Origin of the sequence: Paenibacillus silvestris, assembly GCF_009882985.1 — a bacterium.
Classification (GTDB): domain Bacteria; phylum Bacillota; class Bacilli; order Paenibacillales; family NBRC-103111; genus Paenibacillus_E; species Paenibacillus_E silvestris.
In genome coordinates this window covers 61097-76097 of sequence record NZ_WTUZ01000019.1, presented here as the reverse complement: position 1 = coordinate 76097, position 15001 = coordinate 61097, and the positions used below count along the sequence as shown (strand labels likewise).

Sequence of the window (15001 nt, the reverse complement as noted above, 5' to 3'; positions counted from 1 at the left end):
GACGAGGTTGATAGGTTCGAGGTGGAAGTGCGGTAACGTATGCAGCTGACGAATACTAATCGGTCGAGGGCTTAACCTAATATAGGGATCTTTTGACGAAGTCAAAAGTCTCTCTGCTTGAAACCTAAGAAGTTATTACTTTACGCACGTTTCGTATCTAGTTTTCAAGGCGCAAACCACGCTTTGACTGTTTGGTGATGATGGCGGAGGGGATCCACGCGTTCCCATCTCGAACACGACCGTTAAGCCCTCCAGCGTCGATGGTACTTGAACCGCAGGGTTCTGGGAGAGTAGAACGTTGCCAAGCACAGAGGAAAAGCCTTTTTGAGAGAAATCTCAGAAAGGCTTTTTTGTATGTCATCCGGCAATTTCAAGGTAACATAAGAGAACTGTAGGCCGTTATCTGATCTGATTTGCCTCCTTCAGAGCTTAAGCGGAACTACAAGGTCTTATATCGCCTAAAAGGCAGGTTTTTAGCCAAAATAAACAGATTAGCGGATCGTAGATTCCCTAAAGAGGTAGATGGCTCGCTTTTGTCAGGAATAGCGGAACGTAGTTCCCACTTAGCTCAAGATGCATATAGCCCCCCACAATTCTGATAATCAAAGGGAGGAGTTACTCAGCTGCAGAAAGTACATCAAAATCAGCATCCCCGGACCAGTTTCAACCCATTACATGCACAAAGTGCAGGTAAATCCACTAGAAACGACCAGAATACATCGTTCCACCGAAATTACCTGCACCTTTTACATCAATGTTTGCTGAATAGCTTCTAAGCGACCGAATTACCTGCACTTTTTACAGTTATCACGGGGACTAGCTGATCAAGCTAGCTTTCTATTGCAAATAACAAGAAGTCTCTTTCTCGGAGATTTTCATTAAGCCAGCTTTGCGATAAGGACGGAATCGGAACAGCATCCACAACCGCGGCATCAGCATCCAAATGTGAAAGATCATGAAATAAATCAACCACGGAGTCGGGATCCAAGGATACAAGACTGTAATGAGGGAGAGGCCAATCCAGAATAGGTGGAGCTGTACTTTGCCAACTAGTCGAATGGATGCATGCCCGTCCGGCAGCGAACCGCACCAGAATACACCCCATCGATAAGACCAGCCTCTCATGGCCATCCCAATGGTGAATTGGAAGTAAGCCCGAACGAGCAGTGTATGGAATACAAGAAGGAGCGGATAGCTAACTAACAGAGGAAGCCAGTTGGTGGGGTCAAATTTGAAGAATAAGGCCAAAACAAGAATCAGGAAGTAGAGAATCTTTTTAAACAAAGAATGATAAATGCGCTTCACTAAAGTATAACTATAAATAGTAGATTGTTTGGAGAGAATTGGTTCCTGTTTGGTTGACATGATGATGACCTCCGTAAGCCGGTTAACCTGATATAGAGGTAATATCGGCATATTCCTTCCAAGATATGAGCGTTTAGCTAGTTTAGGAGAATCGAGATTCGGATATACTAGTAGTAAAAGTACATGGGGTGATCATATGGAGGAGAACCGAATTGGGATATGCATGATCTGTGAACAGCAGCGAAATGGCGGCATTCATATTATTACAGCTTTCATTTGTGATGAATGCAGTGGTGAAATCGTCAAAACGAATGTGAGCGATCAGAAGTACCCATTCTACGTAAGTCAGATGAGAAAAGCTTTCTATATGGGGAACTCAAAACAATATATGAACTAAATGGGAGAAGCTTCTGTCTGGAAGCTTTTTTGTTTTTTCTGCTTCAATCCACTACTATAAGGGTATTAAGTAGAAAGTTCAAGGAGTCCTATTCGCATGAACAGCAATCAAAATCCAGAGAATAAGTTCAAAGCGCCGCTATACGAGGCAATGGTAGCTCATCAAGCACAAAATCCAGTTAGTCTGCATGTGCCAGGCCACAAATCGGGTCAGGGGTTACTGGCCGAGGGTGCCCCCTTTTTGGAACATATAATGTCTATCGATTATACGGAAATAACAGGCCTAGATGATCTACATCACCCAGAGGGTGTAATTATGGAGGCGGAACAGTTAGCGGCAGCCTGCTTTGGGGCAGACGAAACACATTTCCTCATTGGAGGCAGTACGGTTGGGAATATCGCTATGATTTCGGCCGTCTGTGAAAGAGGTGATGTCATTCTTGTTCAAAGAAATGTACATAAATCGGTTATTCACGGATTGATGTTGGCTGGAGCGAAAGCTGTGTTCATTGCACCTTCCGTTGATCCGGAAACCAGGCTTGCGACAAGCGTACATATAGATGCTGTGAAACAAGCATTGCAACAATATCCGGAGGCTAAGGCTTTATTTATGACCAATCCGAACTATTATGGCATGGGCGTACACTTAGCCCCTTACGCAGAGCTGATGCATGCCCAGGGCAAGATGCTTTTGGTGGATGAGGCTCATGGCGCTCACTACGGATTTCATCCGGAGGTACCAACCTCGGCGCTATCGCAGGGAGCGGACGCAGTCGTTCAATCTACGCACAAGATGCTTACCGCAATGACGATGGGGGCCATGCTTCACTTGAAGGGGCCGCGTATCAACCGTGAGGCGATTCGCCGGCTTTTGGGAATGTTGCAGAGCTCAAGTCCCTCGTACCCTATTATGGCATCTTTAGATTTGGCGAGAAAAAGAATGCATACAGAAGGGGAAGCTTGGCTGTCAGAAGGAATTACGCTGGTTAAAGAATTCAGATACAAAGTGGACCAAATGAATAGGTTTCATTACTTTCCTAGGGAGTTTCCGGCATCACAAAGTGAGGCATATGAGACAGCAGATCCCTTTAAAGTGACTATATGTGATGTGACACAAACTCTAAGTGCAGCGGAGCTCAAGGAGAGATTAGAGGAGCAAGGCATTTACGTAGAAATGTCGGATGGTCGTCATGTGCTGCTTGTCTTCTCACCGGCTTCGAGTCAAAAGGATTTAGACAAGGTTATAGGTGTGTTAGCCAACATTTGTTTGGACGTTCCAGCACAAAAGAAGGAACTTCATGCGCCTATCTCGAATATACTTAAATTACCCTACTACACACAAATCTCTTCACCAATTGTTTTTGATCTGAGAGAAATCTCAAGAGAAGGGCGGGAAGTGGGAACTTATCGTCAGGTAAGCGTGGAGGATGCGGTTGGCAAGCGTTCTGCGGATATGGTAATCCCGTATCCACCAGGAATTCCTTATCTATACCCGGGTGAAGTTATTACGGATACCGTGGCTGAGGCTTTACTACAATTAGCAGCAAATGGAATCAAGTTTCAAGGTACGGAATTCGGTCAGACACACAAGTTAAAGGTATACACATAAACTATTATATGGACTGGTAAAGCAGCACGCAGGAGGAAGAGTGGACGGAATATTCATTACTTTTGAAGGACCAGACGGTTCTGGAAAAACGACACAGCTCAAGAAATTAGGTGAAGAGCTTAAGAAATTAGGACATGATGTTCTGGTGACAAGGGAACCAGGGGGAACAGCAATCAGCGATAAGATTCGCAGTATTATTCTTGATCCTGTGAATGAAGAAATGGTCGATCAGGCGGAAGTGCTGCTATACGCAGCATCTCGAGCGCAGCATGTGCACCAGTTGATTTTACCGGCACTGGAGGCTGGCCGCATTGTTCTATGCGATCGGTTCATTGATGCAAGCGTTGCTTATCAGGGATATGGTCTAGGGCTCGATGTTGAGCAGGTCAAAGCTATTTCACGCTATGCGAGCTCAGGCCTGCAAGCAACTCGAACATTCATTCTGGATGTTCCTGTAGAAGTCAGTATGGCCCGCTTGCATCAAAGAGCATCCGGCGCAACAACCGCTGCGGAGCAGTTGGACCGAATTGAACAGAAGCACGTGGATTACCACGGCCGAGTAAGGGAAGGATTCCACCAGATCGCATCCGATCATCCTGAGCGGGTAAGAGTAATTAACGCTAACCGCAGTGTAGAGGAGATTGCAGAAGATATTTGGAGTCAGTGTAACCGTTTGCTTGAGGAACATTTTGCTTAGGAACATTTTTCCGTGAGAAGCAGAAAATCCATTCTTAGTTTATAATAAGAGGAGGCAACCCCTATGAAACTAGTCGTAGCTGTTGTACAAGATAAGGACAGTAACCGTCTCTCCAATGCGTTAATTAAAGAGGGTTTTCGCGCTACGAAGCTGGCAAGTACAGGCGGTTTTCTACGCGCAGGAAATACGACTTTCATGATCGGTACGGAAGATGAGAGAGTGCAAGAGGTTATGCAGGTCATTCGTGCCAATTGCAAAATTCGGGAACAGCTTGTTACACCGGTTTCTCCAATGGGAGGAACGACAGATTCTTATATTCCATTCCCAGTGGAAGTACAAGTGGGTGGAGCCGCGGTATTCGTATTACCGGTAGAGCGCTTCGAGCATTACTAAATTATAGATGACCTTAATAAGGATGGATGCGTCTTGAAAATTAATCCGGGGTGGCAGCCCATTGGTAAGAACGTCAAAGTGAATGAGAACGTACCGCCGCCACAGATGGCCCCCCGGAATTTCTCTGACATTATGCAGCAGCAGGATGAGAAATTTACGCAGGAGCAATTGTCCAAAATGGTGCAGCAGATTACGCTGCAAGGCGACCGTCTGTCACGGGCGATGACCGTGAGAGAGCTTCTCCAGTATAAATTGCTGATCAGGCAATTCTTGGAGGAAACGGCTCGCCGAGGTGTTAATTTACGAGATACGAAGGGCTGGGATCGTCGTGGCCGTTCGAAGCGATATAAGCTTTTGGAGGAAATTGACCAGGAGCTCCTCTCTTTAGCAGATGAATTGCTGGAGAGCGAGCAGGGGCGCATTGAGATTTTGCAAAAAATCGGAGAAATCCGAGGTATGTTGATTAACTTGTTATTTTAGGGTGGTGCCACAACGAATGTCCTTCCAAACCATACCGGGGCAAGCGGCGGCAAAGCAACTTCTGCAGAACGGGCTGCGACAAGACAAACTGTCTCACGCCTATATATTTAGCGGGCCTGTTGGGACAGGGCGTTCCGAAATGGCGATAGCATTAGCGAAAGCGATTTATTGTCAACACGGAACGGATGACGCCTGTGGTGAGTGTTTGGAATGCCGCAAGGTGGAGCACAGCAATCACCCCGATCTGCATATCGTTGCACCTGATGGGGCCTCGATCAAAATTGAGCAAATTCGGGAGCTTCAGAAGGAGTTTGCTTATCGCGCAACTGCTTCCGGCACGAAAATATATATTCTGCATCATGCAGAGAAAATGACCGTCCAGGCAGCAAATAGTCTTTTGAAATTCTTAGAAGAACCGACTTCTAAGGTCGTTGCTATTCTTATCACAGAGAATGGAAACGCCTTATTACCAACGATTCAGTCACGGGCCCAGTGGATTCAATTCATTCCAATGGCGCGTGAGCAGATGGTGTTAACGCTGCTGGAAGAGGGTTTTCCGGCTGCTCTTGTGCAGCCCGCTGCCCATTTAACGGCAGGATTACAGGCGGCCAGAGAGCTGATCGGAGCGAATTGGTTTGCAGAAATGAGAACCGTAATGTTACAATTAGCGAAGGAGACGCTCACACGTTTTCCTACTTCTATGATTACGGTTCAGCAACGAATTGTGAAAACAGAACTTGCGGAACACATGTCGAGCCTTTTCGACTTGTTGATTCTCTGGTTTAAAGATATGGTGCAACTGCGTCTTGAGCGCAGAGACAGGCTTGTATATAATGACCAGCTAGACTGGATGAGCTCCCTAGCGTTCAGTCGGGATGTCTCAGTCTGGGTGCGTATGATGGAGCAAGCCGTAGAATTACAAAAGCGACTGCGCTTCAACGCCAACTCTCAGCTGGTTATAGAGAAAATGCTCGTGGAGATGCAGGGGGTGTAAGATGTATTCTGTTGTAGGCGTCCGCTTCAAAAAAGCGGGTAAAATATATTATTTTGATCCAATCGACTTGCCGATTGAGCAAGAAAGTGCCGTTATTGTTGAAACCGCTCGCGGTGTAGAATACGGCAAAGTTGTAGTGGGTAAGAAGATCGTCAAAGAAAATGATGTCGTTCTTCCACTTAAAAAGGTCATTCGCATCGCGGATGATTCGGATGCAGATTTGGTTGAAGAGAATAAAAAAGCAGCCAAGGATGCATTCCAAACGTGCCACGACAAAATTAGAGATCATAGTCTTAAGATGAAGCTTGTGGACGTAGAGTATACCTTTGACCGCAATAAAATTATTTTCTATTTTACAGCCGAGGGGCGCGTTGATTTCCGGGAACTCGTGAAAGATTTGGCGAGCATTTTCCGGACGAGAATCGAACTGCGTCAAATTGGTGTGCGGGACGAAGCGAAAATGTTAGGCGGTATTGGTCCGTGTGGGCGGATTCTATGCTGTTCGTCGTTTTTAGGTGATTTTGAACCGGTATCCATCAAGATGGCCAAGGATCAGAACTTATCCCTTAATCCAACGAAGATTTCGGGTTTGTGCGGCCGATTAATGTGCTGCTTGAAGTACGAACATGATAATTATGAAAGTGCGAAGGACTCTCTGCCAACTGTTGGTAGGCATGTGATCACTTCTTTTGGTAATGGTAAGGTACTAGGGTTAAATATCAGTGAGCGTACCGCGAAGGTTCAATTATTCGACCTTGGTAAAGCACTTGATTTACCTTTCGATGATGTAGTTGAACAAGAGTAGCGGCAAAGGATCCAAGGAGGCGCTGGCCAGTAAGCATGCATGGCACTAGAGGTGAAAGCGTGGATAAACAAGACATTTTTGGACAAATAGATGGGATCGAAGAACGAATGGGTGCCACTTATGCCGAGTTGGGTGCCTTAAAGAAACAAATCATTATACTCATCGAAGAAAATAAGAGACTAAGCATAGAAAATCAGCAACTGCGCAAGCTGATTCGACAAGAGGAGACGACTGTTGAACAGCCTGTCGGAGAGGCAGAGGAAACGGTTTCGTTACCTGGAGCCGGATATGATAATTTGACCCGCTTGTACAATGAAGGATTTCACATATGCAATGTGTATTATGGACACCTTCGGACCGAGGGAGATTGTTTGTTTTGCTTATCCTTTTTAAATAAATAAGTGTGTTTGACCGTAGGGGTTCATGCCTTACGGTTTTTTTCCATAGATGAGCGAGAACTAGAAAGGAAATGAAGAACTGCGTATGGTTCCATTACGACCGACCGAAAGAATTGATGATTTACTAACGTATGATTTGAAAATTATTCAAAGCGAGGAAGTGTTCAGCTTTTCGATGGACGCTGTCCTGCTTGGCCGATTTTGCAGTTTGCCGCCGAAGGGCCGAGTTATTGATTTGTGCACAGGCAACGGTGTTGTGCCGCTGCTCCTTTCTACCCGAACTAAGGCAGACATCTGGGGTGTCGAAATTCAAGAGCGACTTGCGGATATGGCGGTTCGCAATGCTTTGCTGAATGATTTGGGCGAAAGGTTACATATGATACAAGGCGATCTAAAGACCATTCATGAAACTCTGGGACATGGTCAATTCGATGCTGTAACCGTGAATCCCCCCTATCTTCCTGTCCCGAGTGGGGAGCAGAACGTGAATGAGCATTTTGCAGCTGCACGTCATGAAATCCACTGTAAGTTGGAGGATGTGATTGCAGCGTGTGCGAAGCTGGTGAAAGCGGGCGGTAAAGTGGCCATGGTTCACAGGGCAACGCGCTTAGTTGATATCATCAGTTTGATGAGGCAATACCGCTTGGAGCCGAAAAGAATTCGCTATGTGCATGCACGTGCTGGGGAAGAAGCGATGATGGTGTTGATTGAGGGAATGAAGGATGGTAAACCAGAAATTCGTACCCTGCCTCCGCTTATCGTTTATGACGAGAACCAGGAGTATTGTAAAGAATTGAAGGACATTTATTATGGGGGCAGAGCTTCCTTGGAGTTTTCATAAAAATAAATATTAGCGTATATGGAAGCATATGACTAAGGTGAAGAGGGACAAACAGTGGGCTTAAATGTGCAAAAAAGTTATCGCGAGGAAGGGAACACCTCGGGTACGCTCTACCTGGTTGCCACACCGATCGGCAACCTCGAAGATATGACCTTCCGGGCGATTCGCATCCTGAAGGAAGTGAACCTGATTGCCGCTGAAGATACGCGGCAATCCCGCAAGCTGCTGACGCACTTCGAGATCGCTACGCGAATCGTCAGCTATCACGAACACAACAAGCAGGCAAGCGGCCCCGAACTCGTCCGCTTGCTGCTTGAAGGGCAGAGCATCGCGCTAGTCAGCGATGCGGGACTGCCGGCCATCTCCGATCCAGGTTATGACCTGGTGAGGATGGCCGTGGAGCAGGGCGTGCCGGTGGTTCCTGTCCCCGGCGCGAATGCGGCCCTGTCGGCGCTGATTGCATCAGGCCTGCCGACAGAGCGTTTCTCCTTCGTCGGGTTTCTCCCCCGGGAGAAAAAGGATCAGACGAAGGTGCTTGAAGGGCTGCAGCACGTGCAGGACACGCTGCTGTTCTATGAATCGCCGCACCGCGTGGAGAAAACACTTACCCGCATGGCGGAAGTGTGGGGGCCGGAGCGCCGGGTTTGTCTCGCCCGCGAGTTGACGAAGCGGTATGAGGAGTTTCTGCGGGGCACGATTGCAGAGTGCCTCGAGCACCTCACGCAGTATCCGCCGCAGGGGGAGTACTGCGTAATCGCCGAAGGCGCATCGGCCGAGGCGGCGAAGGAAGCCGCCGACGGTTGGTGGGAGGCGATGTCGCTCGGCGAGCATGTCGAGCACTATGAACGGCAGGGCAGCGACCGGAAAGAAGCGATGAAGCAGGTTGCGAGCGATCGTGGACTATCCAAGCGGGATGTGTATAACGCATTGCTTGAGCGTTAAGCGCGCGGGTGTAGGGCTTGGTCGGTTTAGCAAGGCTGCCGGCAGGCTGACTTGCCTTCCTGCTGACTGCCTGCTGACTGTCGATGACCACCTACCACCTACCACCTACCAACTGCCAACTGCCAACTGCCAACTGCCAACTGCCAACTGCCAACTGCCAACTGCCAACTGCCAACTGCCAACTGCCAACTGCCAACTGCCAACTGCCAACTGCCTGCTCAAATACCATTACCTCATTATAGGAACTACAAGCCGCTATTTTAGCAAAAGACTGATATTTAGCAGCTGTGGGGGAACTACAGGACCTTATTCTGTCGGAATGAACAGAAGTTCAACCTGAAACCATGAAATAGAGGATCCCAGTTCCCTTTCACTGACGAAAAAGGGTGTTTCTGCGCAAATAACGTCCTGTAGTTCCCCCACAAGGCGAGGGCGGAGACAAGGTTGGGGGCAAGGGTCAGGGTAAGGGTAAGGGCAAGGGCAAGGTTCAGCGTAAGGGTCAGGAATAGGGTCAAGTACAAGGGCCAGAGCAAGGCTCCGCGCTGCTGGAAAGTCTAGACAAAAAAAGATCTCTAATCCGTGGCCGAAGCCATCAAATTAGAGATTAGAGGAGATATGAAAAAGGTTAGAATTACCAATAGGATAAGTGCTACTTCTATTATATACTATTTTTCTTATTTTGTCACAGGTGTTGGCATTTCTGCTAAACAAATATGACAAACAATTTTTCCCTTGAAGTAAGAGACGCCTTCAGCGTTGCCACAGAAGATACAAGCGGGCTCATATTTCTTAAGCATGATACGCTCGCCATCTACGTAAATTTCAAGAGCATCTTTCTCGCCAATACCTAGTGTACGACGAAGTTCAATTGGAATAACGACACGCCCCAATTCGTCAACTTTTCTTACAATGCCCGTAGATTTCATCATATATATAAACCCCTTTCGATTTTATAAAAATTTTATCAATATCGTCATGTTTCGACATATCTCTTAAACTTATGATACCAACCATTCCCAAAATAGTCAACCATATTTTCGCTAGTTTGGGCGATATGACAAACATTTTTTAAAATTTTATCACATCTGAAAAGATGGAAAAAACCAAGTGGAATAAGGATTTGTAAATAATATATTACTATTTGATGTGAGAAAAGGTGGAATTAGGCAATTCATTTACAAGCGCTTAAACAATGAAAAAATGGTATTAGATTATTCGACAATATACGACACTTGTGTCGACTTGATGGTGTGAAATGTCGAAAAGATGTAGAATTTTAATAAAGAGAGGTCGTGATTGAATGAAGGAAGAGAAGGTTTTTAAAGATCCAGTCCATAAATATATTTACGTACAGGATAATACGATCTGGGATTTAATCAATACGCGGGAGTTCCAGCGGCTGCGTCGTATTCGGCAATTAGGAACCTCTTATTTAACTTTTCATGGTGCCGAGCACAGCCGGTTCTCGCATTCACTTGGTGTGTACGAGATTACGCGCAAAATTATTTCCCAATTCGAACGCAATCAGTATGAAGATTGGCCAAAGGAAGAGCGTTTAATTTGCCTTTGTGCGGCGTTGTTGCACGACTTGGGGCATGGGCCTTTCTCCCATTCGATTGAGAAGGCTTTCGGAACGCGACACGAGGATTGGTCATGCAAAATCGTGCTTGGGGATACGGAGGTCAATAAGGTATTGAGCCGGGTATCGCCTGATTTTCCCAAAAAAGTGGCGGGTGTCATTTGCAAATCCTACAATGAAGAAATTGTTGTAAGCCTCGTGTCGTCCCAATTAGATGCCGATCGTATGGATTACTTATTGAGAGATGCGTATTTCACTGGTGTTAATTACGGGACGTTCGATCTAGAACGGATACTCCGTGTTATTCGGCCCTATCGTGGGCATATTGTGGTTAAAGAAAGCGGTATGCACGCTGTAGAAGATTACCTAATGTCGCGCTATCAGATGTACTGGCAGGTCTATTTCCATCCGGTGACACGGAGTGCGGAAATTCTACTGCACAAAATTTTTGCTCGCGCTAAACATTTATATGAAGATAACTACACGTTTGGCTTTATGACAGATCCAATCCTGCACTTGATTCAGAATAAGATCTCGCTTGAAGATTATTTGCTTCTGGACGAGTCTGTGATGCAGGCGATGTTAACGTTCTGGATGAGTGAGAAGGATCCAATTCTTGCTGATATGTGTAAGCGATTTTTGGATCGCAAACTGTATAAATACAGCACCTTTGATGAGTCGAATCAGCGTGTGATTCAGCTTATGGAGAAGGTAATGGCGGAGGTTGGCCTCGATCCGATCTACTACATGGAAATTGATTTTCCATCGAATCAATCCTATGATGTTTACAGACCTGGCGAGACGGAGGATAATTTGCCAATTCTGCTTTTGGATCATAAGGAAACGTTAACCGAAATCACCCATCGATCGGAGATTGTTCAGTCTATTAGCGGCTTTCAGATGGGTAAGCATCACGTCTATTACCCCGAGGAGCTGCTGGAGCGCCTGAATGCTTCTGCGTATCCGGAATTATGGGAGATGCTCGGCGAGCAGGAATAAATACATAAGAGGAAATAAGGAGAAGAACATGTTAACAGACTCACATACACATTTAAATGCAGAGCAATTTCAGGAAGATCAAGACGAGGTCATTCAACGCGCTCGAGATGCGGGTGTTACAAGAATGGTCAATGTTGGATTTAATCGGGAGACGATTCCTAGTTCAATAGCACTTGCCGAAAAGTATGATTTCATCTATTCAACCGTAGGTTGGCACCCAGTGGACGCAATTGATATGAAGCCAGGGGATTTGGAATGGATTGAATCGTTGTGTCAACATGAGAAAGTGGTAGCTATCGGTGAGATCGGACTGGATTACTATTGGGATAAGTCGCCTAAGGATGTACAACAGCGGGTCTTTCGTGAGCAAATTAGGTTAGCGCGCAAGCTTCAAATGCCAATAGTGATTCATAACCGAGATGCACATCAGGATATTTTGACCATTCTAAAAGAAGAAAAGGCTGCTGAAGTCGGGGGAATCATGCATTGTTTCTCGGGGAGTTGGGAGACGGCCAAGCAGTGTCTGGATATGAATTTCCATATTTCTTTTGGAGGGCCTGTTACTTTCAAAAATGCAAGGCAGCCCAAGGAAGTGCTGGCGCAGGTTCCATTGGACCGCTTGTTAATTGAGACGGATGCTCCTTACCTGACCCCGCACCCTTTCCGCGGCAAGCGCAACGAATCAGCTTATGTACGGTTGGTAGCCGAAACGGCCGCGGAAATTAAGGGCTTGAGTCTGGAAGAGCTTGCAGAAATAACGACAAACAACGCTATCGCTTTGTTAGGTCTCAAGTAAAGCGTTCTTGGCAAATTTTCGTCGGAGCAAGACTCCACAGCCGAGTGAGATAAAGAGGAAGCCAATGAGCGGTACAAGAAGGTAAATAGGTGAAGATCGAATCAATAATGGAACCGAAAGCATACATAATTCTAGCAGTAAGGCTGACCAAATAATGAAGGCTAAGGAGCCGGCTTTCAACTGACGGTTGAGCGGGTACATCTCCAGCCAAAAGGTATAGCGGTGTGAACGCTCTAGCGGCGTGAGTTGAACCATCGAAATGATTAAAGCAATAAAGAAGATGAGAAGACGTGCTGTGCTGCTGCTTGAAACGGCGATGGCTAACGTGCCGAGCAAGGAAATACGCATGACAATCGCGAATAGCTCCGTACGTAGAAATGTTTTCATATATATGTACAAATAGGTTCCGTCTTGTTTAAAAGGAATAAATCTAGTGACCCCGCTGATCCAGCTTCGGCGGGCTATTCGCGTTCCCAATTGCGGAACATCCACGAACCAGTTGAAAAAGCCATAAAGCCGTGCCTGATGCTGCCTTTCCTTCGCAATTAAATAATCCCACCCGATGTAGTACTTGGATACATAATGCGCAGCTGTTAACCAAGCCAATGTTAGTACCAGAGCAGCCCCGCTTGCCCAGAGAACGCTTGTAAGGAATTGCAGGGAAATCACGGCGGCTGTTGCTATCCAGCGGAAGCTTATGGAAGCCTTTCTCGCACGCTCATGGGTGAATCGACTTTCTTGCCAACTAGCCAATAAGTTGGCTACCTTCATTAATAGAAGCAATGCAAGCATCCACAAGAAATGCTGTTCGTCATGACCGAGACAGTGATGATATAAGGGCCATAATACGACCCATCCAAGAAATGTCCAAAAGGCTTGCAGCACTAAGCTGTACTTAAAGCCGCCACGGAAATAAGGACCCATTTGATGTTCAATGCGCAGTAAGAACATACGGTCTGCGCTTCTGGCTAGTGTCCGAATAGGGCTTGAGGATAATAAAGGTACAAGCAGCAAAAGGACGATCCACAGATAAGGATAATCTGTCGGAAGGCGCTGTAGTATTTTTGCATAATAATAGGAAGAAAGGATGACAAGAAATAACAGGAAGCCAAAAAAGTTACTGCGCGCTGCGTACTGCAGATAGCCCATGGATTCCTTCATATAATGTTCAAATCTCTTCTGCCATAGGGCACGGGTATCCATGTCCATCGCCTTCATACCAGTTCTCCTTTAACAAGCTTATAAAAGATGTCGTCCAGTGACGCTTGCTGGAGTCCTGTTTGATGACGTAATTCGACTAAATCACCTTGGGCGACCATGTGCCCTTTGTGCAGGACGACATAATTATCGCAATATTTCTCAATCGTAGACAAAATATGCGAAGATATGAGGAATGACGCGCCGCTTCTCTTCATTTTGACCATTAACTCCAACAAGGAGCGGATGGCTAACGGATCGAGTCCGAGAAAAGGTTCATCAATGATGTAAAGAGAAGGTTCGATTAGGAATGCATTCATGATCATAACCTTTTGCTTCATCCCTTTGGATAAATGGCTTGCGAAGGAATTGAGCTTGTCCTGCATGTGAAACTGTTCGAGCAGCGCTTGCGAGCGGGAGAGATAGTCATCCTTCGTTAAGCCGTAAGCCATGGCGGTTAACTCCAGGTGTTCACGAATAGTCAGCTCTTCATATAGCTCTGGACTTTCGGGTACATAAGCATAAGTGGCACGGTAAGGCAGCGGATCTTCGGCTAAGGTCAAACCGTTAATTTTAATTGAACCCCTTTGTGGTTGAAGCAGTCCAAGGATGTTCTTGATGGTCGTACTTTTTCCTGCGCCATTCAGTCCGATCAATCCCATCATTTCACCCTGACGGATTGAAAATGTGAGGTCGTGAAGAACGGGCTTATTTGGTAAATATCCCCCGAATAAAGAGTCGACTTGTAATATGGGACCCATCTCAGTGCCTCCCTAAATATCTAATTATTGGAATTTATACATTGGTTTCATACCTGATAATTATAAACAAATTTAGTTTAGAAGCCTAGTTTAAGAGTGAAAACACGAAGAAACTTAGTATTCGTACGTTATAGTGAGATAAATGTAGATAAAAAGTGGTTTTATTTCGAAAATAAGCTATTTTTAATTGATTTAGCCCTTTTTAGTAGGTGTTAATCCCTTTACAGCCAGAGATTAACAGCGTAATATACTTTTCATAATAACTTAATAACCAATTTGCCATTTTTCCATTCGCTGAGTTCCAATTATGGGAACGGGGGAACCACTGTTAACTTATAAAGCGGTATCGCTGACGAAGTAAACAGAGTGAGTAACAGGGGTGAATCTTGGACGTTAACGGAAGTTTACGTCTGAGTAGGGCGACTCTCACGTCCGAATCCGTCAGCTAACCTCGTAAGCGTAAGAGAGGTAACGATTGTCGTTCGTGCTATTTGTGTATTTTTACTATGCAAACTAAGCCAGCGAGAAGAGTCCTCTTCTTGCTGGCTTTTTGTCCCCATAAGGACCTTTAACTGTTTCGGACGATGAATCACAGCCCGGAATTCATAGGATGATGAATAGCAAAGCGGGGTGGGACGACCAGAACGCAGCCGTTTCTAAGCAGCTGCCGATGGACGACACGTTAAGTTAAATTAAAAACCTTAGTCGCGTCAAATTTAATCATGCTGTAACCTGGCGGCGAGGCTTTGAAGGAGGACCGAAGAAGTGGGCAGTATCTCTTTTAGCGAGACCCATGTAAAACGATCATC

The 15001-nt window shown here is 46.0% G+C and carries 16 protein-coding genes, 1 rRNA gene and 1 riboswitch; of the genes, 13 read left to right on the top strand and 4 right to left on the bottom strand.

The genetic code is table 11. The features are described 5' to 3' along the window. Nucleotides 1-190: 190 nt before the first annotated feature. Nucleotides 191-307, top strand: a 5S ribosomal RNA gene (gene rrf / locus GQF01_RS15340). A gap of 530 nt (nucleotides 308-837) precedes the next feature. On the opposite strand, the gene GQF01_RS15335 is transcribed toward rrf, so the two are convergent. Continuing rightward, nucleotides 838-1365, bottom strand: a complete 528-nt coding sequence (locus GQF01_RS15335) for a hypothetical protein (protein ID WP_161407637.1) — start codon at nucleotides 1363-1365, stop codon at nucleotides 838-840. Nucleotides 1366-1501: 136 nt separating this feature from the next. Between GQF01_RS15335 and GQF01_RS15330 the strand changes: the two genes are divergently transcribed. From GQF01_RS15330 to rsmI, 10 genes are all read left to right on the top strand, one after another. Further along, nucleotides 1502-1702: a sigma factor G inhibitor Gin gene (locus GQF01_RS15330; RefSeq protein WP_161407636.1), complete on the top strand. Its 201-nt coding sequence runs from the start codon at nucleotides 1502-1504 to the stop codon at nucleotides 1700-1702. 96 nt (nucleotides 1703-1798) lie between these two features. Continuing rightward, nucleotides 1799-3310, top strand: coding sequence for an aminotransferase class I/II-fold pyridoxal phosphate-dependent enzyme (locus GQF01_RS15325; RefSeq protein WP_161407635.1), 1512 nt, complete (start codon nucleotides 1799-1801; stop codon nucleotides 3308-3310). Between the two features lie 40 nt (nucleotides 3311-3350). Then, nucleotides 3351-4007, top strand: a complete 657-nt coding sequence (gene tmk, locus GQF01_RS15320; RefSeq protein ID WP_161407634.1) for a dTMP kinase — start codon at nucleotides 3351-3353, stop codon at nucleotides 4005-4007. 63 nt (nucleotides 4008-4070) lie between these two features. Beyond that, on the top strand, nucleotides 4071-4400 hold the full coding sequence (locus tag GQF01_RS15315) for a cyclic-di-AMP receptor (RefSeq protein ID WP_079417169.1): 330 nt from the start codon (nucleotides 4071-4073) through the stop codon (nucleotides 4398-4400). Nucleotides 4401-4433: 33 nt separating this feature from the next. Continuing rightward, the gene (locus GQF01_RS15310) at nucleotides 4434-4880 is read left to right on the top strand and encodes a YaaR family protein (protein WP_145669407.1); all 447 of its coding nucleotides are present in this window, start codon (nucleotides 4434-4436) and stop codon (nucleotides 4878-4880) included. Nucleotides 4881-4896: 16 nt separating this feature from the next. Continuing rightward, nucleotides 4897-5874 carry a DNA polymerase III subunit delta' gene (holB, locus tag GQF01_RS15305; protein ID WP_161407641.1) on the top strand — a complete coding sequence of 326 codons (978 nt, stop codon included), beginning with the start codon at nucleotides 4897-4899 and terminating at the stop codon, nucleotides 5872-5874. 1 nt (nucleotide 5875) lies between these two features. Beyond that, nucleotides 5876-6679, top strand: a complete 804-nt coding sequence (locus tag GQF01_RS15300) for a PSP1 domain-containing protein (RefSeq protein ID WP_127457118.1) — start codon at nucleotides 5876-5878, stop codon at nucleotides 6677-6679. Nucleotides 6680-6738: 59 nt separating this feature from the next. Next, the gene (gene yabA / locus GQF01_RS15295) at nucleotides 6739-7080 is read left to right on the top strand and encodes a DNA replication initiation control protein YabA (protein ID WP_127457119.1); all 342 of its coding nucleotides are present in this window, start codon (nucleotides 6739-6741) and stop codon (nucleotides 7078-7080) included. An 82-nt stretch (nucleotides 7081-7162) separates the two neighbouring features. Then, nucleotides 7163-7918 (top strand): tRNA1(Val) (adenine(37)-N6)-methyltransferase, encoded by a 756-nt coding sequence (locus tag GQF01_RS15290; RefSeq protein WP_161407633.1) that lies wholly within the window; start codon nucleotides 7163-7165, stop codon nucleotides 7916-7918. A gap of 54 nt (nucleotides 7919-7972) precedes the next feature. Continuing rightward, a complete protein-coding gene (gene rsmI / locus GQF01_RS15285) occupies nucleotides 7973-8860 on the top strand; it encodes a 16S rRNA (cytidine(1402)-2'-O)-methyltransferase (protein ID WP_161407632.1) in 888 nt (295 codons plus the stop codon). A 674-nt stretch (nucleotides 8861-9534) separates the two neighbouring features. On the opposite strand, the gene GQF01_RS15280 is transcribed toward rsmI, so the two are convergent. After that, complete coding sequence (locus GQF01_RS15280) at nucleotides 9535-9789, bottom strand: AbrB/MazE/SpoVT family DNA-binding domain-containing protein (protein ID WP_127457122.1); 255 nt, start codon at nucleotides 9787-9789, stop codon at nucleotides 9535-9537. A 371-nt stretch (nucleotides 9790-10160) separates the two neighbouring features. Here GQF01_RS15280 and GQF01_RS15275 point away from each other — a divergent pair, with 371 nt between their 5' ends. After that, nucleotides 10161-11438 (top strand): HD domain-containing protein, encoded by a 1278-nt coding sequence (locus tag GQF01_RS15275; protein ID WP_161407631.1) that lies wholly within the window; start codon nucleotides 10161-10163, stop codon nucleotides 11436-11438. 28 nt (nucleotides 11439-11466) lie between these two features. Further along, nucleotides 11467-12234: a TatD family hydrolase gene (locus tag GQF01_RS15270; protein ID WP_161407630.1), complete on the top strand. Its 768-nt coding sequence runs from the start codon at nucleotides 11467-11469 to the stop codon at nucleotides 12232-12234. On the opposite strand, the gene GQF01_RS15265 is transcribed toward GQF01_RS15270, so the two are convergent. Together GQF01_RS15265 and GQF01_RS15260 are read right to left on the bottom strand one after the other, a co-directional pair. Continuing rightward, entirely contained in the window at nucleotides 12220-13452 is a 1233-nt protein-coding gene (locus GQF01_RS15265) for an ABC transporter permease (protein WP_161407629.1), read from the bottom strand. The two genes, GQF01_RS15270 and GQF01_RS15265, sit on opposite strands and share 15 nt — an antisense overlap. Continuing rightward, complete coding sequence (locus tag GQF01_RS15260; protein WP_161407628.1) at nucleotides 13449-14192, bottom strand: ABC transporter ATP-binding protein; 744 nt, start codon at nucleotides 14190-14192, stop codon at nucleotides 13449-13451. The genes GQF01_RS15265 and GQF01_RS15260 overlap by 4 nt, the downstream gene beginning before the upstream one ends. A 282-nt stretch (nucleotides 14193-14474) precedes the next feature. Further along, nucleotides 14475-14667, top strand: a riboswitch (cyclic di-AMP (ydaO/yuaA leader). Nucleotides 14668-15001 lie beyond the last annotated feature (334 nt).